Below are 20,574 nucleotides of genomic sequence, written 5' to 3' on the forward strand. Positions count from 1 at the left end.
TTAATTATATAGTATTAAAATCTTCATTAATAAATTGAATCTATCATGTAAAACTTTAACTCTTTTCTATTTGTGACATCGCTAGTTGTCGTTCTATTCTTACGAAAGATTTCGTCATTTCTGAAAGCACTACTGCTTCTCTTTGAGAGATAGTAGGAGGACGGGTATTTCCATGTCCAGCTAGCGGCTCGGAATTCCTTCTTTTATAAATTTCTAGCATATAATTCAAAATTTCTTCTGGTAAACTTGATGTATTTTTATATTTTTCAAAAAAACTGCCTAAGGTTTGATCCTGTATACTCGCTAAACCTATCACATCTTTTCCAAGAGTTTCAAACACAGAAGCACTTGCATGTAAAACTTCCGCAAAGTCATTTGCAGAAATAGCTCTTTCCATTCGATCAATAAGCAAACGTATGTTAGGATGTTGATCAGGACTTACTTCTTCAATTTCTTCAACTGGAAGAATATATACTTTCACGTTCTCATCATGACCAATAAGTTGAAATGAGATTGAACTTCCTTCTTCAGCAAGAATATCATTTATAGTGTTACAATCCACCAATCCATTTTGGATAAAATCCGCTAAAGTTTCAACAAGTTGGTTGGTGTTAGGCCGTCGCATAACCAATTCAAGTTCACCATTATGCCAAGCATACTCACCTAATTGGTAATGCCCCCAATCATCAGCTTCAAGCACATAAAGTGGTTTTCCAATGATATTTCTTGCGATGTTAACAAATCTATTTTGCCGTAAAATAGTAACTTCGGAATTGGAATCAGAAGATAGATCTCTTATTAATCTAGTAAGCTTAAGACGTGTATTATCAGAAATGACTTCAAACTGAAGCGTTTCTTTTTCATGATTTGTTAACCCCAAAAAAATCATTATCACACCATCCTTGTACTACTAGTATTAAGCTTTCAAAAAACTACTCAATTGAGCAGATTTTTTGAAATGGAGGCGAGGGGAGTTGAACCCCTGTCCGAAGGCAACGCAACATAGGCTTCTACGGGTGTAGTCACAGTTTTGATGTCACCCGAGTATCGCCCCGTAACCGGCTATACGTTGGGTCAGCTTGATTGTCTTCTTCCGTTTACCCCCAGGCGGAGACTAAGCGGCGTATCCCACTATAGGTTGGGCCCTCATCCCGGCACATGGGCGATGCTGAGCGAGGGCACGCATCACAGTTTCTTAGGCTGCGAAAGCGTAGTTGTTTTGTTGTTTGCCAAATTAACCCCCTCTCATTACAAAAACTAAGTTTCTCTTAAGAAGAGGGGCTGGCTTTATACAGTAAAATCTAATTTCACTCTATGTTTTATTCCCTAATCTCATCTTCTACTTCTAACTCTATTTCGTTCTCCAAACTCTCAATCTCAATAACATTACGGACAAGTTCATATATTGCTATATCTTGGTTTACAGCCTCGAAGCTAACTACTAAAGAATATTTTGCAGGTATGTTAGCATCCCAGCCTTTATGCCCTCGAACAGCTATGCAAAAACTATCCGTTAATTGATTCGATTTAACTATAGTCCAGTCCTTCTGCAAAGTGCTGTACGACCTAGAAAAATCTTTAGCTTGTCCATGGTTGCTTTGTTCACCAATTGTCCAATTGAAATTTCCATCATCATCTACAGCAGATCCTGTTACTAGTATTCTTTCAGCAAATGAATTAATATCTTCGCCAATTTTACTACATCTCCAGTCGAGCCATGTCGATAAATATCGACTGATCGTTCTCCTTGTATTTCTTGGTTTCGCAGCATATGATAAAGTGACCTCAATTTGTATGTCAAAATCCTCCCCGATAGCATTCATTTCCTCAGGAATAGGAACTCTAAATATATGTGCCTGACCTTCTTGAAGATACAACGTTTCTTCAGTAACCAGAGTCACACGATATTCGTCATTCCTAGTTGCTCTCGTAACATTAGGAAGACCATATCCAACATGTCTAACAATATCTTGTACGCTGTAAAACCCATTTATAAGTTCCTTTGGCCATCGAGCAGATTGTGCGATTAATGCCCTATAGAGCAATGCTGGAGAATTCGGATATAGCTTTTGAATTTCTGCTGCAATGTAGGCAATCTTTGGCGTTGAGAAGGAAGTCCCTATCGCGTCTTTTGAGAAAGCAGCACCTTCAGGCGAAACACGGATTAAATCTGTACAAATTTCTGAAGGAGTGGTAAATTGCAACTCTTCTCCATTTTTATTTTTAGCCCATGTTCCACCGTATTCAACTACATCCGGTTTAACAGAATTCCAGATCCCAGAACCTGATCTTGAAAAAGCTGAAGGCTCATTTTTCCTTCCGATAACTACTGTATCCTCTGTTTCTAAACTAGAGTGTGATATCGATCCTACGGTCAAGGCTTGTACGCTCTGTGCAGGATTTGCAATCCTTGATCTCTCGTCAAATAAGTAGGTTGGGTACGTGATCATCTCGTTGTAAAAATCTTTTATCGTATTAATGTGTATGTTGCCTGTAGCTTGTATAAATAAAAGATCATTCTCATAACTTTGAAGATCAATCTCTGTAGCCCAAGGTGACATATGTTTGATTTCGCAGGAATTTATCTCTGCGACTGAATGGTTGAATATTTTAGTTTTCTTATCAGCTTTTTTGGCAAACTCATCAACAATTGCCTTAATAAAAAGTGGTGGGAAAACACTGCTCTGAATTGCGTATTCATTATTTTCATTCAAAACACGAGCATTCCTTATATAGCATGGAAGTTTGTATGTACCTGATTGTGGTATTTCAAACGGATACAAAATAGCACCCGCGACTCTAGTACCATGACCCCCATTACTAACTTCATCTGATACTGAAGTGGTTCCCTTCACATAACACTTCGAATCATCAGTAAGTATTGCAGGTTCTAGATATTTATGCCCTTCTTGAATTCCACTATCAATAACTGCAATAATTGGTGAGTCATCGTCTGGGGGAACTATTTCAACATCAAAATTAAAATCTGATATAGAACCTTCAATGGATTTTCCTATGCACAGGTCTCCTACATATTCAATGGCGAATATAGGTGAGAAATTGTAGACTAAGTCACGCAAACATTTACCGTTTATTCTAACCCTAACCGAAAAGCTATCACAAAACTCTAAAAAAATTGGCTCTCCATCTACAAATGAACCTATGAATTCCCCATTATAATGTGAGATGAATTCTGAAAATTGTTGCTCTCGAGTTGATTTCAATTCATCCCATACATCATAGGCATCGTAATACTTTTGCTGCCAATTTAAAAATCTTCTGCTCTTCTTAAATTCTTCATCACTTACGTCATCGGCTTTTATTGGAGGTTGTTCCAACTCAAAAACATTTCCAGAGCAACTGATACTAACCTCGATCTCGTACTTATCGTTTTCACTTATTGTTTTCCAAATGTTCAACAAATTGCTTCCAAACATCTTCTCAAACCGGGATTCATCTTTGTGGAAAGCGTATACACGAGCAGGTGTATTGCATCTATTTGAAACTTCGTTAATAAAATCTTCTGTTTTTTGATATAAAGTAGCGAAATTAAAATCACCGTTTGATACAATAACATAACCATTTTCGAGTTCGGAGATAACTTCGAATCCTAGCCCTTTCAAAAAATTAACATCGCTATTAGGGTCTATCTCTAATAATATTGGAATACCAGTTTTAATTTCTGGTAATTGTTCCCTGACTCGCTCTTCTTGCTTATCTTTCCAAAACTTAGACAACTGAGATGCTTTGCTCTTGATGTATCCTCCATGACCTACTCGGTTTTTTCTGTTCTCAAGTGTCCTTAAGTCCTTTTCTCCTCCACCTCTTAATTTTGGTTTCCCATACAGCACCAAAGATAAAGGAAGATGTGAGAATTCTCCTGTCGTCGCCATAGCCCCACCTCATTATTGTTTCGTCGAAATATTATCAATTACTTTTAAAATATGATCTTTCCTTACAACTTTCGATCCTTCAAGAATACAACTTTTAGCAGCATTTTGAGCAATAGATACGATGTTGGCCGCAGAGTGTCCTTCAAGTTTACTAGAAAATGCCTCCCAATCGATATCTTTACTTACATTGATAGCAGAAAAAGTAGTTGTTAGCAATTTTTTTATTTCAATAACTGAAGGTTTTGTTATCTCAATGATATCATCAAACCTTCTGAATAAAGCTTCATCAAGCGATACCTTTAGATTTGTAGTAGCTACCACTAGGCCCGACGAATTATACTCATCTAATAATGTCAATAGCATATTAACGATACGCGGTGCCTCTCCCACATCTTGACTCGATGTTCGTGATTTAGCAATAAAGTCGCATTCATCAAGCAGTAACACAACAGGTTCATTTTTGCTATAATCAAAAACGGATCTCAAATTGGATGCCGACTCACCAAAGTATGAAGACAGTAAAGAATCAAACCTCACTTTTAATAAAGGTAGTCCTAGGTTCCATGCCAATCTTTCTGCTGCTAATGTTTTTCCACAACCAGGATCTCCATATAAGAGAATTTTTTTCTTTGGAGTCAAATTAAATTTTGCAAGCCTTTCTTTGGCAGCATATTCTTTCTCTATAATTAAAAGCCTACTTTCAATTTCATCATTTAAAATCATATGATGCTTCAATTGTTCACGCGATATATAAGAAACTAACTGCATGTCATTTCTTTTACTGGTAGGCAACGTTCCCATCCCAGTAACATTGTTCTTATCATTCTTGAACTGTGCGTACCCAGTTTGAACTTTGGGCTTTTCATTGTATTTAATTTTTTCAAGAGAGTCTGCTAAAACTCCATGGTTTTTCTCACGTTCACTTAAAATAATAAGATCAGCAATTTTTTTCAAAGCTATATTATCTTCTGAGAAGATTGCTCTAAAAAGCCTCTTGTATAAATCAGCATTCATATAAACTTATCCTTTCTGATATTGAAATATCGGAATTATTTTTGGTTTGTACAATTAATCCATGAGATAATATTTTTAACATCGAGTTCAGCCAACAATCGAACGATTTTGACAAATGTATATGTTCCCCTCATGTTCTCACATCGCTAAAATACTGTCAAAGCAATTGTTGGCTGATACTCAGACTACATTTTTTCGTTATTAACAATCTAATTCCAATTAACCATAACCATTTTTTGATATAACTTTTGTTGCTCTTTACACAATTCAACTTTTATATACACATGTTTTTTTCTCCCGATGCACAGTAACTTCAGACACAAACTTCTTCACATACTCATTCATCAACTGCGGATTCTGTATCTCATCATCCAGCATTCCAATCATCACTCGAATATCATGCATCAATGACTTCAATGTTTCTTCAGATAGATCCAATTCACTATATGCGTCTCTGATCTTTTCCAGCTCAGCTTGTTTAACAACAAACTCTCCTTTTAAATCCTCCAACATGTCTACGTAGCACACCTTACCGACGCCACTTTTAAGCTCTTCTTCAAGTTGACTAATCCGACGACCCAAATAGGCAAATTCAGATTCTAAGTTAGCCTTCTCAGTCCAAATATGTCTGTTCGCATCGCTATGATATTTCCGAATCTCTTCTTCAAGCTGATTGTCGAATGTAAGCCGCAGCAGCACACTTCTCAACTTGTTCGTTACAGTTTGCTCGATGCGCTCTTTTCTCCAACTCACATATGGACAGAACTCTTTGCCTTTCCGCATATATCCGCCGCAAACGTAATATCTCTGACCGCCATATTTCTTTGTTGTCACCGTTGTAGCTCTGCTTCGCGCTCTGTGTCGTCCCCTTACGAACTTCGACAGCCAGGTTCGCATTAAAAATTCCGATATAACTTCTAACATCCCTTCCAGCAGCATATCTTGTGGTGTTTCCGCTTGTATTTGTTCCGTTACTGAGAGAACTTTGGCTTCATGTTGATTAAGCAGAGCTTTGTAGATTACATGATCGTCGCGTTTACGAGAAAAACGATCAAATTTGTGTACGACAATGGCATCAAATGGACGGTTCGAGCGTTTAGCCAAAGCAATCATCTTCTGAAATTCTGGTCGTTCATCGGTTTTAGCCGAGCGGCCTTTTTCAATAAACTGATGTGTGATTGTCCATTCTTTCTCCAAACAATATTGTTGAATCGCTTTAACCTGTGCCGGAATAGAAAGTTCTTTCTCCGCCTAACGATCTGATGATACTCGTGCATAAATGGCTACCTTCATTGAATATCGCTCCCTATGCTTAAATTTGGGCATAAAAAAAGCAGGTACACCGTGATGGCGCACCTGCGATCAAACAAGATTATTTTGTCTTCCGTTGCTTTCTTTGCATCAATGAAAATTGTGCTGCATCCCAGAGCTTCTGATCGACAATGGCAGGATGAGCATATTCCGCTATTGCCCATTCCGAAACTTCATTGCATTTACCGTCTGCATTCTTCTTTTTATTCCATACACGTTGTCCAATGTAGACCTGATTTGCCAAAATCGAAAGGACTGTGGATGGCGACCAACGTTTTTCTGCAATGATGGATTGTCGATTCAATTTACCAGCTATTCTTTTACCTCCGTGTCCTGCTGCGGCCATTTGAAATATTTGACGAACCAATTCGACTTCTTCTTGCTCTCCAAGCTCGTACATGTCTTTTCTACCGATCTGAATGCGTGGATAGCCAAAGGCACTCTACCGCCGCAATGGAAGTCTCGATCGGCATTCTCACGCATCCCCTTTAATGTCTCGTGCCGCAAATTGACGTTGTAGAACTCGCTGATGACTTCAAGCATCGACTCTAAAAGCAATCCATTGCGTACCTGTTTCAATAGGTTTAGATGCAGCTACTAAGCTTTACTCTTTAAAGATAAAGCATCGTAATAAATATAACCTTGAGTCTGAGCAGCCCTAACTTTTATATCCAACATATCTTTGAAGCTTATATTACCTCCAAAGACAACACTTAAGTCTCCACCATCAATTAGAATAGTTTTGATTGATTTTCCCATAGTTAACGCTGAAACTGAATCTTTTGAGAATCCGTTTACTGAGATGAAAAATCCTCTTCCATACATCTTCCCTTCTATCTTATGTGCAAAGTGATAAAGTGAATTGCTAGCAATAGGGCTATCATGCCATTTCGCTTCTACTAAATAATTTTCTCCATCAAATTTGATAGAACCATCTATTTGTTCACCATCAATTTTAAATGGCTCTGAGACTTTCAGTTCTTCATAGTCCGCCAAACTCTGAAGAAGAGATTCTAATTTATATCCTCTTTGCTGAGAAGAAATGGTTCTATCTGTATACAATTGAATGAAGGTTTTCTCCAAACTCTCTAATGAAACTTTTTTAGACCGTTCAGCTTTGGCAACTTCTTGTTGACGACGAATTTCTTTTGCATTTGCATCACGGATTTCTTGAACTTGTTTTAGATGATTAATGCTTCTTATGGCTTCAGATTCATCTAATTTTTTTAACTTTTTAAAATAGTATGGATCAAATTCACTCCAATTTATCAAAGAAAACAACATCGCTCTGAACTGCCCTAATCCTCCATCATCCCTCGAACGAAGTGATTGAAAAACCAGATCCACAATCTTGGCTCTATTAATCTTTTCTTCTGCATGATTTTTTACACAAGACAAATCTCTTTGTGTGCAACTATTAGTTCTAAAAAAATCGATGATCTGTTCTTTGGGCCAGAATATAGCGAGTATACAACTTCTCATCGCATCCGTTATATCTTTAGGAAAGGTAGGGTTCATCGTTGCAACTCCTTAGAATTAATTGGCATAGCTAGAAACCAATTAGATTATATCATTCAATCCACCCTCAAACATACACTGAAGTAAAGTTGGTGATTCATCCTAAACCACAATGAACACCATCAGTGACTGTCACTGGTTACATCAACACCAATCGCTTCAATCCCTTATGTATCAAGCCTTTCTAACCGCAATGTACCCCTTAATCATCCACAAAACGCAGAAAAGACCGCCTTTTCAGGCGGTCTCACTGATCGTACATATGGAGGCGAGGGGAGTCGAACCCCTGTCCGAAGGCAACGCAGCATAGGCTTCTACGGGTGTAGTCACAGTTTTGATGTCACCCGAGTATCGCCCCGTAACCGGCTATACGTTGGGTCAGCCTGATTATCTTCTTCCGTTTACCCCCAGGCGGAGACTAAACGGCGTATCCCACTATAGGTTGGGCCCTCATCCCGGCACATGGGCGATGCTGAGCGAGAGCACGCATCACAGTTTCTTAGGCTGCGAAAGCGTAGTTGTTTTGTTGTTTGCCATTTAATAGGCTTTAGCGTTGATGAAGTAGCCGCGTCCCTACTACCCGCTACCCATGCCCGAACTACCCCCGTCGAATCCATAAACGCCCCCTGATGCGAAAAACGGGCAAGCTCCGAAGCGGAGAACAAGCATCCATTTTTCTAAAAGGGAACTTCCGGATTAAAGGATCGTCGCTGGGGAACCGCAAGGTTCCGGCACGAGCCGCAATTCTAAAGTTCATGCAGCGCCTTTCCCTCCATAAAAGAAAGGACTGCCCGCGATGATGCATCGCACTTCTCGCAGACTTAGATTATACCATAATCTGAGCCGCAATGGTAGATTACCCGGGTCGCCCCGAGACAAAACTTAGAAAATTCTTCCTACCTGACTGAGTCCATCCGAGCCGGCTGCAAGTCCCGTGCTTCTCTAGCGTTGACGAGACTTGAGCGCCCGCTGGATATCCCGCTGCGCGTCGCGCTTGGCGGCGGTATCGCGTTTGTCATGCTGTTTCTTGCCTCGGCCGAGGCCGATCAGCAGCTTGGCGTAGCCGTTGCGGACGTAGACTTTGAGCGGCACGATCGTGTAGCCTTCCTGCTTGGCTTGGCCGATCAGCTTGCGGATCTGCTGTTTGTGCAGCAGTAGCTTGCGCGTGCGCGTCGGGTCTTCCGGATTGCTGCGATTGCCCTGCTCGAACGGGCTGATATGCATGTTATGGATAAAAGCTTCGCCGTTTCGGATCGTCGCGAACGCGTCGCCGATATTGGCGCGGCCTTTACGCAGCGATTTGATCTCCGTGCCGGTGAGCACCAGTCCCGCCTCGTACGTATCCTCGATAAAATAATCGTGGGACGCCTTCTTGTTCTGCGCGAGTAGTTTGCCTTGTTCCGTGTTCTTCTTCATGTCTTGCACCTCCTTGCCGGACAGATCGGTCATCATTGAGGGATGGATCTTTCTAGATTGTAGCAAGCTTGATTCGGAAAAGGCAAGGCGGAGGACAGTCGGGCGTAAGCAGGAGCGTTTCCTGAGAAACCGAAACCGAATTTTCTCCGTCTTGTTGGCTTCTCCTTCGACCGTAGAGCGGCAGCGTTGAGCGCTAACGGATCGAGGTGACGCTTAGAGCGGAATTTTGGCGTTGTTCCGATTCTAACGGAACCAGATGACGCTTAGAAGGAAAAAGACGACGGATTTCGCTTGATTCGGCAGGTTTTCGGCTTCTAACGAATCTACGTTCCGTTACGCGCCGATCCCGAGCCGGAACGAACGCAAACGCCGCAAGCCAGAAGCTTGCGGCGCAACGTTATTGCCTAACCGACCGTTTCCGCCGCTTTACTTCTTTTTGCTGCCCGAAGGCGAGCTTTTCGCTCCGCCCTTCTTCGGCTTGCCGCTGCCGGACGCGCCGGAACCGGAACGGCTTCCGCCGGAGCGGCCGCCTTTGCCGCCGCTCGGGCGGTCGTTGCCGTTGCGCGAGAACGTCGCCGTCTCGCCGCCGTAGCCGCCCGTGCCGCTTCCGAAGCTGAAGCGGCCTTTACCCGGCTCGCGGTCGCTAGTCGCGCCGCTTCCGCCTCCGGCAGAGCCGCCGGCCCCGCCGCTGCCGCGGCTCGCCCGGCCCGTGCGCCCGCCCTTGCCCGGCGGGCGGTTGCTCCACTCGCCGCCTGCGTCCGGCGAGCCGTTGTAGACATCTCCGCCCGCTTGGCCGGCGGAGAGCTGGATGCCGCCGCCTTTGCCGCGGCGGCTGCCCTTATCCGGCTTCGCCGGATTCCCGGCCGCGCCCAGCTCGGCCGGCGGGCTCGTGAACGACCACTCGCCGTCGCCGCTGTTCGCTTTGCGCGAGCGGCCCGCTTCGCCGCTGACTGGCGCGGCTCCTGCCGCTCCGTTGTCGCCACGAACCGGAGCGCCGCTGTCTCCGCCGGCGCCTTTGCGCTTCCGCGAGCGCTTGCCTTTGCCTCCGGTTTCGCCGCTGCCCGATGCGGCCTCTACCGCTGCGCTTTCGCCCCGGAACGGAGCCGCGGACGCGTTCTCCGCCGCGGCTGCGCCTTTGCGTTTCCGCGAACGCTTGCCTTTGCCTCCGGTTTCGCCGCTGTTTGCCGCAGCGGACCCCGCTTGTTCGGCCGATCCTTTGCCTTTGCGCGGCGTGCTTCCTGCCGCCGGAGCCGTCGCTGCGCCGCTATCGTTCGGCCGGAACACGTCGCCTCGTTTGTTTTTCTTCTTGTCTTTTTTGCCCTTGCCTTTGCCTTTATCTTTGCCGAACTTTTCTTTGCCCGTCTTGTCGCCGCGTTTGAACGAATCGCCGCCTTCGCCCCGGCGTCCGCCGCCGCGATTGCCGCGGAAGTTGCTTTTTTTCATATCGACCAGTTCGAAATCGATCGTATGCTCTTCCATGCTGACCTTCGAGACGCGGATCTCGACCACGTCGCCGATCCGGAAGACGCGCGACGTGCGTTCGCCGACCAGCAGCATCTTGGCTTCGTCGAAGTGGTAATAATCGTCGGTCAGGTTGCTGATATGGATCAGGCCTTCGACCGTATTCTCCAGTTCCACGAACAGGCCGAAGCTGGTCACGCTGCCGATGACGCCTTCGAACGTCTCGCCGACCTTATCCAGCATGTATTCGGCTTTCTTGAGCTGCGCCGTGTCGCGTTCGGCATCCACCGCTACGCGTTCGCGGATCGAAGACTGCTGCGCGTAATCCGGCATGCGGATGCTGAGCTGCTCTTCGCGCTGCGGCGACAGTTTGCCGCCGCCCGACAGTACTTCCCCGATCACCCGGTGAATGACCAGATCGGGATAACGGCGGATCGGCGAAGTGAAATGGGTGTAGAACTCGGCAGCCAAGCCGAAGTGGCCGAGATTCGCCGAATCGTATTTCGCCTGCTTCATCGAACGGAGCAGCAGCGTGCTGATCGCTTTCTGTTCCGGCGTATCCTGCACTTCGTCCAGCAGCGACTGCAATTCGCTCGGTTGAATGCTGCCGCCGCGCGTGCCTTTGACCTGATAACCCAGATTGGCCGCGAACGCCGCGAACAGCTCCAGTCTTTCTTGGTCCGGGTCTTCGTGAATCCGGTACAGGAACGGCACTTTGGCTTTGCTGAAATGCTCGGCCACCGTCTCGTTCGCCGCCAGCATGAACTCTTCGATGATCCGTTCCGCGATGGAACGTTCCCGTTTGACGATATCGATCGCTTTGCCTTGGTCGTCCAGCAGGACTTTGGCTTCTTCGAAATCGAAGTCTACCGCTCCGCGCTTCATCCGGCGGGCGTTCAGTTTGAGCGCCAGTTCGCGCATCGTATGGAACGTGTCGACCAGATAGCCGTAACGCTCCAGCAGTTCCGGATCTTCTTCTTCCAGAATGCGGCGCACGTTCTTGTACGTCATGCGCTCGACGGTCTTGATCACGCTCTTGAAGATGTCGTAACGCACGACTTTCATCGAAGCGTCGAACTCCATCTCGCAGGAGAGCGTCAGCCGATCCACGCGCGGATTCAAACTGCAAATGCCGTTGGACAAACGCGGCGGCAGCATCGGGATGACCCGGTCGACCAGATACACGCTGCTGCCCCGGTTATAGGCTTCCTGATCGAGCGCGGAGCCTTCCCGCACATAATAGCCGACGTCCGCGATATGCACGCCCAACACGTAGTTGCCGTTCGGCAGTTTCTCCACGTTAACCGCGTCGTCGAGGTCTTTGGCGTCTTCGCCGTCGATCGTCACGATCTGCTTATCCCGCAGGTCGCGCCGTCCTTGACTGTGAATCTCTTCGTCGGTAATCGTCTCCGGCGCGGCTTCCGCTTCGGCCAGCACTTCTTCGGGGAACGATTCCGGCAGTTGGTGCTTGCGGATGATCGACAGGATATCGACGCCCGGATCGCTGTTGTAGCCGAGCACTTCGATCACCTGACCCTGAGCGGCCGAACGGCCTTCCGGATACGCGATGATCTCCACGACGACTTTCTGTCCGTTCAACGCGCCTCCGGCGCGGCCGGCAGGAATGAACACATCGCGCGTAATGCGTTTGTCGTCCGGCAGCACGAACCCGAACGATTCTTCGTCCTGATACGTCCCGACGATCTGCGTGATCGCGCGTTTGACGACCCGCACGACTTCGCCTTCCATCCGCGCGTTCGACGAACGACGCGACGCGATGCGAACCAGCACGGTGTCTCCGTTCATTGCGCTCAGCATATCGTTCGCATTGATATAGACGTCGGCATGCTCGCGGTCTTCAGGAATCAGGAACCCGAAGCCTTTGGCGTGCGTCTGCAGCCGTCCGCGCAGCAGGTCCATCCGTTCCGGCACCCCGTAGCGCTGGGTACGCGTCAATACCACTTCGCCCGCTTCTTCCAGCGCGTTCAGCATGTTCATAAATTCCCGGAATTCTTCCGCATCTTCGATGCCGAAATGCTGTTCCAGCTCTTGGTACGTCATCGGCTTATAAGCGTCTTCGCGCATAAAGCCCAACAGCGACTCTTTCGTTATCATTCTTATCACCTCTAAATGGCTCGGGCTGCCGGCAGACCGCCCGGTCGGCTGCAGATCGCGAACTGAATTTGTTATTCTGTCACAACTATCATTATACGCTAAAAGTACCCGTGTAGTGAGTTGACCAAACTTAATCGAAGGTTTGCGTTCATTGAAACGACGATACGCAAAAAAGCCTCCGTCTCCCTTGAAACCAAGGATTCACGAAGGCTTCCAGAGCGGACAGCCGCTCCGATCCGCTAGTCCCTTATCAACACTAAAGGTGAGGTCACCTTTGATTCAGAGTTGAAAGGGTACTCCATTAATTGGTCAAAGCCGTAGCCAAGATCGCCATGACGAAGAAACAAACGCCCAGCACGATCGTGATGCGTTCCAGAACCAAGTCCAGACCGCGCGCTTTCGTTTTGCCGAACAGATGCTCCGCGCCGCCCGAGATTGCACCGGCCAGACCCGCGCTCTTGCCCTTTTGCAGCAATACGACCGTAATCACGCCGACGGAGAAGATCAACAGCAGTACCTTCAGAAAGATTTCCATGTAGTTCCACCTCCTAAGCATAAACAGCATATCCTGTATATAAGTGGGTTAAACCAGTTGCTACGTCGTTGTCTCGTTTATCGTGCTTTTCTGATACTTTGAACAGAAAACAGCACTTTCATTCTATCACAGCCCCCGGTATTTGACAATCGAGCAAATTCGGCCGAAACCCGCTTTACGGAACGTTTATACGCTAAAAAGCCGCGCTGCGGCTGAAGCGCCGGGCGCGGCTTGTCGATTCGGGAATCGATGCGATGATAAACGATGACGTAAAGCGTCCAAGCGAACCTTAGTGGCGCTGCTGTTTGCCTTGGACGTTGTTGCGGTCGGTCCACAGAATGTATCCGGCGGATACGGCTGTAAGAACCAGAATGACCATGATGATCATGGCATCCGACATGCTCTCTTCCTCCTCTGCTGATCTGAATCTGGATGTGTGGGGCGCCTGCGCGCGAGTCGAAACCATAGCCTGCGGTTCGATCGGCGGACGCTCGGATGGAATTGCCTTTTTTCGAAATGAATGAATGCTGAAAGGAAAGGTCACCTCTCCTGTTTCTGCTTACGAGGTTAGCTGACGGATTAGGGCGCAAGAGTCGCCCTGCCTGACGCGACGTCCGAGACCGGACCGGCGTAAGGCTTCACCCCGCGAGAGCCATGATCGGCATCCCGTATTGGTTCCCCCGTTTTCGAGTACAAAATTCAGCAGTGAGTTCCGATTGCGAATGTTTGAATAGTGACGAATCCCATCATCCTTTCCGAAATGTAGGCGGCATGCCGGTACCTTCGATTCCTCTTCGGAAATCGGGTGCCGCGAAGCAGCGGTCCTTCTGCTTAAAATAGGCGATCGAAGCCCGTTCCCGTTAGGCTTAAGCAGATCGGTGCGGCTTTCATGAACCGTATCTTAACCCCTGCTGACACCTTATGTAAAGGTTGAACTTTACCTGTTTTTGGTGTTTAGAAGGCTAATCGTTGACATGTGAAACATACACGAAGCCGGATCTTTCATTATCGCGAAAAAGCTCGACTTTGCGACGTTTCTCGCGATTATCGCTGCCGGAAAGCCGCTTATTCGCAGCCCGACGATCCCTCGTACGCGCAAAAAGATAAAAGAACGGAAAAAGTTAACGTTTTCATCGTCCTTCCCTGCCTCGTTCGGGTCTTCGGCTTGTCGGCGTCTAGCCCCGCGGCTCGTTCAAAATGCGCCAAGCGCGCCGAAGTTTATCGTTGTACGCCGGATCGTCCGCCGAATTCATGAACCGGATCTTTCCGCTTCCTCCGCCGAGCGAACCTTGTTCGTCCAGAATGCGCGTCAACCTCCGAACCGTGCCCGCGCTTCCGTCGATGACCCGGATATGCGGCGGCAGCACGTCTTCCAACAGCTGCGTATAATACGGATAATGCGTACAGCCGAGTACAAGCGTGCCGTATTCGTCGAGGTCGAACGGTTCGAACTTGCGCCGGAAATAAGCGCCCAGTTCGTCCGGATCGAAATTCAGCCGCTCGCAATATTCCACCCATTCGGGCATCGGCAGCGAATCGACGATCCCGTGATCGTCCACGCGCGATACCAATTCGATGTATTTGGACTGGCTCAAGGTCAGTTCCGTCGCCAACACCAGCACGCGGCGGCCGCTGGCCCCGTTCATCTCGACGGCCGGCTTCACGGCCGGCTCCATGCCGATCACCGGAACCGGATAGCTCCGGCGCAGCTCCGCCGCAGCTACGCTGGTAGCCGTGTTGCAGGCGAGCACGAGCGCTTTGACGTCGCATCGCAAGATGCGTTCCGCCGCTTCGCGCACGTAACCCGCGACCTGCTCCTTCGTCTTGGGCCCGTACGGGACATGCAGCGTATCCGCGAAAAAGATAAAGTCTTCATTCGGCAATCTGCGAACCGCTTCGCGCAGAACGGTCAGCCCTCCGATTCCCGAATCGAAAAAAGCGATAGACATGCGTTTTCCCCTGCCGTTTCGTAATTTCGTCATGATGGCACGCCGACCGAATGACATCTGAGGTTCGCGTTCCGGCGGAGCGTAACCTCGCATGGTTATCGGTCGACGCAATGGTCTTACGATCTTTATTTAACCTTCTAAGATTATAGACCTCTCAAAGACAAAACGCCAAACGGAGCGGCCGCCTTAACGGAAAATCTTCTTCTGCCCTTCGGAGACCGCGAAGATCAGCACCGGACCGTCCCAATCGGGTTCGCGCGCCTCGACGAGACCCGATGCGGCTTCGCAGCCGGCGATCGCGCGCGTCCAGAAAGCAAGCGCGGGCGCGTTCTCCTCCATGATCTTCAGTTTCCATAAGCCCGGGAACCGCAGAAATAAACGCTTCGCCGCCTCGCGCCCCAACCCGGATCGCCGATATTTTTTCATGACGAAAAATTCGACGATCTCGTGCCCGGCTTGTTCGGAGCAGCCGGAATCGGCCGCGAATCGGCGAATCAAAGCGAATCCCGCCAACCTGCCGTCCGCGCGCAGCAGAAACGGATAATGGCCGGAACGGTTCCAATACGCGTCCAGATCCCGGTATTCGTACCGTCCTTCTTCGTTTACGTCTTCGGGATCGTAATCGGTAAAATCGTATTTGTACAATTCCAAAAGCTGCCGCAGCGCCGTTCGGTGTTCGTGACCGGCAGGCTCGCAGGTCAGCTCGAATATTCCTTCATGCGTCAAAGCCGTGTTCTCCTTTCTATCGCGTGAATCACCGGTTCGGATCTATGTCTCAGAATCGGGCCTCTTGTCCGCTTTGCGCTTCCGCGGCGATCCGCCCGAGCATCTCTTCGGCAAAATCGATCAGCGCATTCTCCGGCACGGACATCGGACCGGCGACCGCACCCGTGTACACATCAAGCGCCGCCTGCACGATGTGCCGCCGCTCAGGCAGAGCCGCCGCGCCCCACTCGCCGCCTTCTTTTTTCGACACGACATGGCCTTGCTGCATAAATAACAGAACCCGGCATAAATTCAAAACGACGTACATCGGATTGCGGACGATCGCTTCTCTCGCGTCTGCCACGTCATGTAGGATCGAACGTACGTAGACCTCTCGCGAAACGGCAGGCATGCGTTCGCGCAGCGGCCGTCCGTAAAGCGTAAATCCGCGCTCGTAAGCTACGACGATCTGGGAAGCCAAATCGGGATCTTCGTAGCGGGCGCACAAGTAACTCGAATCCGCTTCGTACCTCGGCCGGTGCAGCGAAGAATAATGGTAGACGGCCGGCGTCGGGTAGACGACGTCTTGCAAAGCCTTTTCTTCCGCTACGGTGTATTCGATGTTCCGCCCGGCTTGCAGCCTTGCGTGCAGTTCCAGCGTCAGCCTCGTCAGGTCGCGCAGCTTCTCCAAGCTCGGAGAGGCCTGCACGATGACCAGCAGATCGATATCGCTCGACGCCGGGTTAAACCCGCCCATCGCCAGCGAGCCGTGCAGATAAATGCAGGAGACGTCGTCGCCCAGCGCTTGCAGGCATCGGGCTGCCAGTTCTTCGGCCGTCTTCAGCGCTTCGCGAATTTCGCCGCCGAGGCGGCCGTCCGCGTCGCGCGAACGAAAATCCGGCAAAATAATCTTCGGTCGAGTCTTGTCCATATGGTTATTCCTCCTTGTGCGTTGGTTGTCCGCGTCTCGGTCATGATCCGCGTTCGGGTTCGGAACCTTCGTGCTTTCATTATAAAAGACCGCTTCTTCGCTCCATAGGCCGTATACGGTTCAACCTGTTCGCGACATAGATTCGGATTACGATCGACGAAAACTCCGCTCCCGGCTCGGTCGGCGCGGCCGAGGTTACGATGGAGGCCGGCGCCGAAGAAAGGCTCCGGCGATCGCTCGCGAAAAAGGCCCGAACTCCGCAGCGATACGGGTTTCGGGCCTTGATCGAGAATCGCCGACGATTATCTCCGGCGTTCTACGGTTTCTTCTTCTCGCTCGGCGCGCGAATAGCAGATGCGCCGAATCCGCTCGACGGACAGCGCATAACGATCCGCCAATTCGTCGATCGGCACGCCTTCGCGGTGCAGGGCGCGAATCTCGGCGTTGCGCGCCTGAAGTTCGGCGCGCAGGCCGGAGCGCTCGCCCCATCCGATCTTGCGATCGGCGGGAGCCGGCACGTAAAGCGTTTCTCCTCCGGCATAACGTTGAAGTTCGCGCAGCAATTCCGGCGGCAGGCAATCTGCCGCGTTGCGATAAGTACGCCGGACCGTTTGAGAGTCCGGCAGCCGATTGCGATGATCGGACATACGGCTTGCTCCTTCCCGAATCGAATAGTCGGTTGGAAACAAAGCCTGTCCGGGCGAGCCGCCGATCAATCCGGCGCGTCGACCGATCACCCTGTAAGGTTACGGTGATTGAACTCGGTCAACGCAGTCACTCCATGCAGAGGGCGGTTCGCGCCTTTACAGGCTTTGCATGGAGCCGGTCGGATGCGTGTCCCGTACCGTGTCGAGCTTCAATATCGCGAGTCTCATGGTCCGAACCCTCCTTCGATCATGTAGTGTTGGATCGGTTTATTCATGCGTTTGGGCATGAAGCGAAGCGAGGCCGACAGCCTTCTTCGGTTCTTCATTCTTCGACCGCTGCGTGCAGCGCGCCTATCGCGCCGCAGTAAGCCCCGCGTTCGGGCATCTCCGCTTCGCAGCCGAGCATCTCCGTAAAGCGCGCGGTCAAGTCGCGCAGCAGCGGATTGTTCTCGTAAGACGAGCCGACGTACACGATCCGGCTCGTGCCTTGCATTTTGGCGGCCTGCGCCGCGACCGTCACGACGATCTCCGCGACCATGCCGATCACGGCAGCCGCATAGTCCTGCGGCTGCGCGCCGGCGGCGGGCGGCACGGGCCGCGCGAAGTTCGCGGCCGTCAGGTCTCCGGCGATCGGCGGCTCCGCCGGGGCATAGATCTGCCCCACCGTCAGATCGACCGCTTCCCGGTCGCCCAGCGGCGCGATCCGCGCGATGGCTTCGTAATCGCGCAGCCCGCACAGCAGGCCCGTCAGGCCGACGATCGTGCCTCCGCCGAGGCCGATCCCGCCGAGCCGCGGCCGCTCGGCGCCTTGAACCAGATGCAGCGACGTCCCGGTGCCGACGTTCGCCAGCACGAACCGCTCCGCCGCCGCGACGGCTCCGCCCCGTTCGTAGGCCCGAATGCGGACGGCGCCTTCGGCCGTCGCCGCGAACTCCGGCACCATGACGGCGTTCGCGTACTGCGGAAGCAGGCGGCGCAGCCGCTCCGCCTGCCCGCCGGTATACCCGATCCGCGCATCTTCGGGCAGATTCGCCCGCACCCAGTCCGCCGCGTCTTCGAGGCGCGACGCGGCGAACTTCAAGAGCGTCGGCGCGCGCAGCCCGCCCACTGCTTCGCCCTGTGGGCGTTCCTGCCGCGACGCGTCCGCGCCCGTTCCGTCCGAGCGCGGAAGCCGGCTCTCCGCCTTTTCCCACGCTTCGCTTCCCGCATCGCTAAGATAAGCGATCTTGATCAACGTACCTCCCGCGTCGATTCCCGCCTGCATCGTCATGCCTTTCGTCCTCCCGACCGCGCCGCGAAGCAGCGCCGCTCCCGGCGGCTCGGCTTCCGAAGATGCCTGCGCGACCGATGCCGGGATTCTTTTTCTTCTATCATAGTCTCCTTTTCTCCGTCCGCCAAATTTTTTGCGGCTTACGCGTTTTCCCTCTTGATCTTTGCTTGACAATCCTTTACAGTAATACGAGTTGACATTGTATACCTCAATAAGACGGTTTGAGGGTATCTACCGGGGACCATATCTCCCGACTACAAGTCGCGCCATCGGCGCCCTTGGAGTCGGGAGTTTTTGCGTTCGCGCACCTCCCGCTCGACAAGGACGCGCCAAACTTGTACAGAAAAGGAGCTATGTCGCACCATGAATATCAAAGTTCTTGTTCTGACGCTCGCCGCCTTCACGGTCGGTCTCGTCGAACTCATTATCGGCGGCGTGCTGCCGCTCATCGCTTCCGATCTGGGCGTATCCGTCAGTACGGCCGGCCAACTGATCACCGCTTACGCGCTGGTCTACGCCGTATCCGGCCCGACGCTGCTGGCCCTGACCGCCAAGATCGAGCGCCGCAAGCTGTACCTCTTGTCGCTGGTCGTCTTTATCCTCGGCAGCCTGCTCGCGTTCTGGAGCCCGAACTTCGGCGTCCTGCTCGCTTCCCGGTTCGTGACCGCGGCCAGCGGATCGCTGATCACCACGCTGTCGCTGACCATCGCGGTCAAAGTCGTGCCGGAGAACTTCCGCGCGCGCGTCATCGGCATCGTATCGATGGGCATCAGTTCGGCGATCGTGCTCGGCGTGCCGCTGGGCGTGCTCGCCGCCAACCATTTCGGCTGGCGCATCCTGTTCCTGTTTATCGCGATCTTCGCCCTGCTGGCGATGTTCGTCATCTATAAGCTGATGGAGCCGATCGCCCCGCAGCAGGTCATGCCGCTTCGTCAGCAGTTGGCTTCCCTGAAGAACGTCCGTATCGCGGGCGCGCATCTGGTTACGCTGCTGCTGCTCGCGGGCCATTACACGCTGTATGCTTACTTTACGCCTTTCTTGGAAAACGTCATGCATCTGAGCGCTTCGTGGATCAGCGTCGTGTACTTCTTCTTCGGTCTCGCGGCCGTAGCGGGGGGCATGATCGGCGGCGTGATGTCGGATAGTCTCGGCGCCAAAAAAAGCATCCTGATCGTCGTCGGCGTATTCGCGCTGTCGCTGTTCATCCTGCCGTTCACGGCGAAGATGATTCCGCTGTTCGCGATTCTCGTTTTCGTCTGGGGCGCGCTGAGCTGGGCTTTGTCTCCGGCGCAGCAGAGCTATCTGATCCAAGTCGCTCCCGAGACGTCGGAGATCCAACAGAGCTTCAATTTCTCGGCGCTGCAAGTCGGGATCGCGGCAGGTTCCGCGATCGGCGGCGTCGTGATCGACCGCGCGCCTTCGGTAACGTACAACGCATGGGTAGGCGGATTTATCGTCGTTCTCGCTTTCGGCGTGGCTATTTATACGCTGTACCGCAAGACCTCGACCCGTCGTCCGCAGCAGGAGAAGCAGAGCGGTTCGAAACTCGAACCGAACTTCGGCGGAGATTGATCGAAAGCCAAAAAGAATTCGTCGGCAAAACGCCGCGAACGGCCAAACCGTTCGCGGCGTTTTTTTCTTTGGAACGGTAACGCTGCTCCCCTTCATTAAGCAGCCTGCACGCCTTCTCTTTCCCTATTGTCCGAATCTGCCGATAATTTAGATGCCGGCAGATTTTTTTCGGCCGGGTGAACTATTTGTCCTTCTTGTTCGTCTCTATTAACGAATGTTGACGAAAGGCGGATTCGG

Annotated in this window: 15 protein-coding genes, 1 other RNA gene and 2 riboswitches; of the genes, 1 reads left to right on the plus strand and 15 read right to left on the minus strand. The window is 50.6% G+C overall.

What is annotated here, in order from left to right:
• Nucleotides 1–55: 55 nt before the first annotated feature.
• The 15 genes from CDO73_RS18350 to CDO73_RS18420 form a co-directional block, all read right to left on the minus strand.
• Nucleotides 56–889 (minus strand): hypothetical protein, encoded by an 834-nt coding sequence (locus CDO73_RS18350; RefSeq protein WP_088489988.1) that lies wholly within the window; start codon nucleotides 887–889, stop codon nucleotides 56–58.
• Nucleotides 890–1,319: 430 nt separating this feature from the next.
• Nucleotides 1,320–3,893: a S8 family peptidase gene (locus tag CDO73_RS18355; protein ID WP_088489989.1), complete on the minus strand. Its 2,574-nt coding sequence runs from the start codon at nucleotides 3,891–3,893 to the stop codon at nucleotides 1,320–1,322.
• A 12-nt stretch (nucleotides 3,894–3,905) separates the two neighbouring features.
• A complete protein-coding gene (locus CDO73_RS18360) occupies nucleotides 3,906–4,907 on the minus strand; it encodes an AAA family ATPase (RefSeq protein WP_179218743.1) in 1,002 nt (333 codons plus the stop codon).
• A gap of 267 nt (nucleotides 4,908–5,174) precedes the next feature.
• Nucleotides 5,175–6,140: a recombinase family protein gene (locus CDO73_RS18365; protein ID WP_483880247.1), complete on the minus strand. Its 966-nt coding sequence runs from the start codon at nucleotides 6,138–6,140 to the stop codon at nucleotides 5,175–5,177.
• 139 nt (nucleotides 6,141–6,279) lie between these two features.
• Nucleotides 6,280–6,618 carry a recombinase family protein gene (locus CDO73_RS18370; protein WP_088489990.1) on the minus strand — a complete coding sequence of 113 codons (339 nt, stop codon included), beginning with the start codon at nucleotides 6,616–6,618 and terminating at the stop codon, nucleotides 6,280–6,282.
• Nucleotides 6,619–6,815: 197 nt separating this feature from the next.
• On the minus strand, nucleotides 6,816–7,736 hold the full coding sequence (locus CDO73_RS18375) for a restriction endonuclease (protein ID WP_088489991.1): 921 nt from the start codon (nucleotides 7,734–7,736) through the stop codon (nucleotides 6,816–6,818).
• 260 nt (nucleotides 7,737–7,996) lie between these two features.
• Nucleotides 7,997–8,363: a transfer-messenger RNA gene (ssrA, locus tag CDO73_RS18380) on the minus strand.
• Between the two features lie 315 nt (nucleotides 8,364–8,678).
• Entirely contained in the window at nucleotides 8,679–9,152 is a 474-nt protein-coding gene (smpB, locus tag CDO73_RS18385; RefSeq protein ID WP_088489992.1) for an SsrA-binding protein SmpB, read from the minus strand.
• Nucleotides 9,153–9,578: 426 nt separating this feature from the next.
• Nucleotides 9,579–12,728 (minus strand): ribonuclease R, encoded by a 3,150-nt coding sequence (gene rnr, locus CDO73_RS18390; RefSeq protein ID WP_088489993.1) that lies wholly within the window; start codon nucleotides 12,726–12,728, stop codon nucleotides 9,579–9,581.
• A 301-nt stretch (nucleotides 12,729–13,029) separates the two neighbouring features.
• Nucleotides 13,030–13,263, minus strand: coding sequence for a preprotein translocase subunit SecG (secG, locus tag CDO73_RS18395; protein ID WP_088489994.1), 234 nt, complete (start codon nucleotides 13,261–13,263; stop codon nucleotides 13,030–13,032).
• 541 nt (nucleotides 13,264–13,804) lie between these two features.
• Nucleotides 13,805–13,978: riboswitch (cyclic di-AMP (ydaO/yuaA leader) on the minus strand.
• Between the two features lie 460 nt (nucleotides 13,979–14,438).
• Nucleotides 14,439–15,212: a glutamate racemase gene (gene murI, locus CDO73_RS18400; RefSeq protein WP_088489995.1), complete on the minus strand. Its 774-nt coding sequence runs from the start codon at nucleotides 15,210–15,212 to the stop codon at nucleotides 14,439–14,441.
• A gap of 186 nt (nucleotides 15,213–15,398) precedes the next feature.
• A complete protein-coding gene (locus tag CDO73_RS18405; protein WP_256972757.1) occupies nucleotides 15,399–15,938 on the minus strand; it encodes a GNAT family N-acetyltransferase in 540 nt (179 codons plus the stop codon).
• A 49-nt stretch (nucleotides 15,939–15,987) separates the two neighbouring features.
• The gene (locus CDO73_RS18410; RefSeq protein ID WP_088489996.1) at nucleotides 15,988–16,848 is read right to left on the minus strand and encodes an aminoglycoside adenylyltransferase domain-containing protein; all 861 of its coding nucleotides are present in this window, start codon (nucleotides 16,846–16,848) and stop codon (nucleotides 15,988–15,990) included.
• A gap of 302 nt (nucleotides 16,849–17,150) precedes the next feature.
• Nucleotides 17,151–17,495, minus strand: a complete 345-nt coding sequence (locus CDO73_RS18415) for a CD3324 family protein (protein WP_179218744.1) — start codon at nucleotides 17,493–17,495, stop codon at nucleotides 17,151–17,153.
• Nucleotides 17,496–17,817: 322 nt separating this feature from the next.
• Nucleotides 17,818–18,765 carry an acetate and sugar kinases/Hsc70/actin family protein gene (locus tag CDO73_RS18420; protein WP_088490047.1) on the minus strand — a complete coding sequence of 316 codons (948 nt, stop codon included), beginning with the start codon at nucleotides 18,763–18,765 and terminating at the stop codon, nucleotides 17,818–17,820.
• A 178-nt stretch (nucleotides 18,766–18,943) separates the two neighbouring features.
• Nucleotides 18,944–19,042, plus strand: a riboswitch (purine riboswitch).
• A gap of 86 nt (nucleotides 19,043–19,128) precedes the next feature.
• Between CDO73_RS18420 and CDO73_RS18425 the strand changes: the two genes are divergently transcribed.
• Nucleotides 19,129–20,337 (plus strand): MFS transporter, encoded by a 1,209-nt coding sequence (locus tag CDO73_RS18425; protein ID WP_088489997.1) that lies wholly within the window; start codon nucleotides 19,129–19,131, stop codon nucleotides 20,335–20,337.
• Nucleotides 20,338–20,574: the final 237 nt, after the last annotated feature.

The sequence above is a fragment of the Saccharibacillus sp. O23 genome, assembly GCF_002205895.1.
GTDB lineage: Bacteria > Bacillota > Bacilli > Paenibacillales > Paenibacillaceae > Saccharibacillus.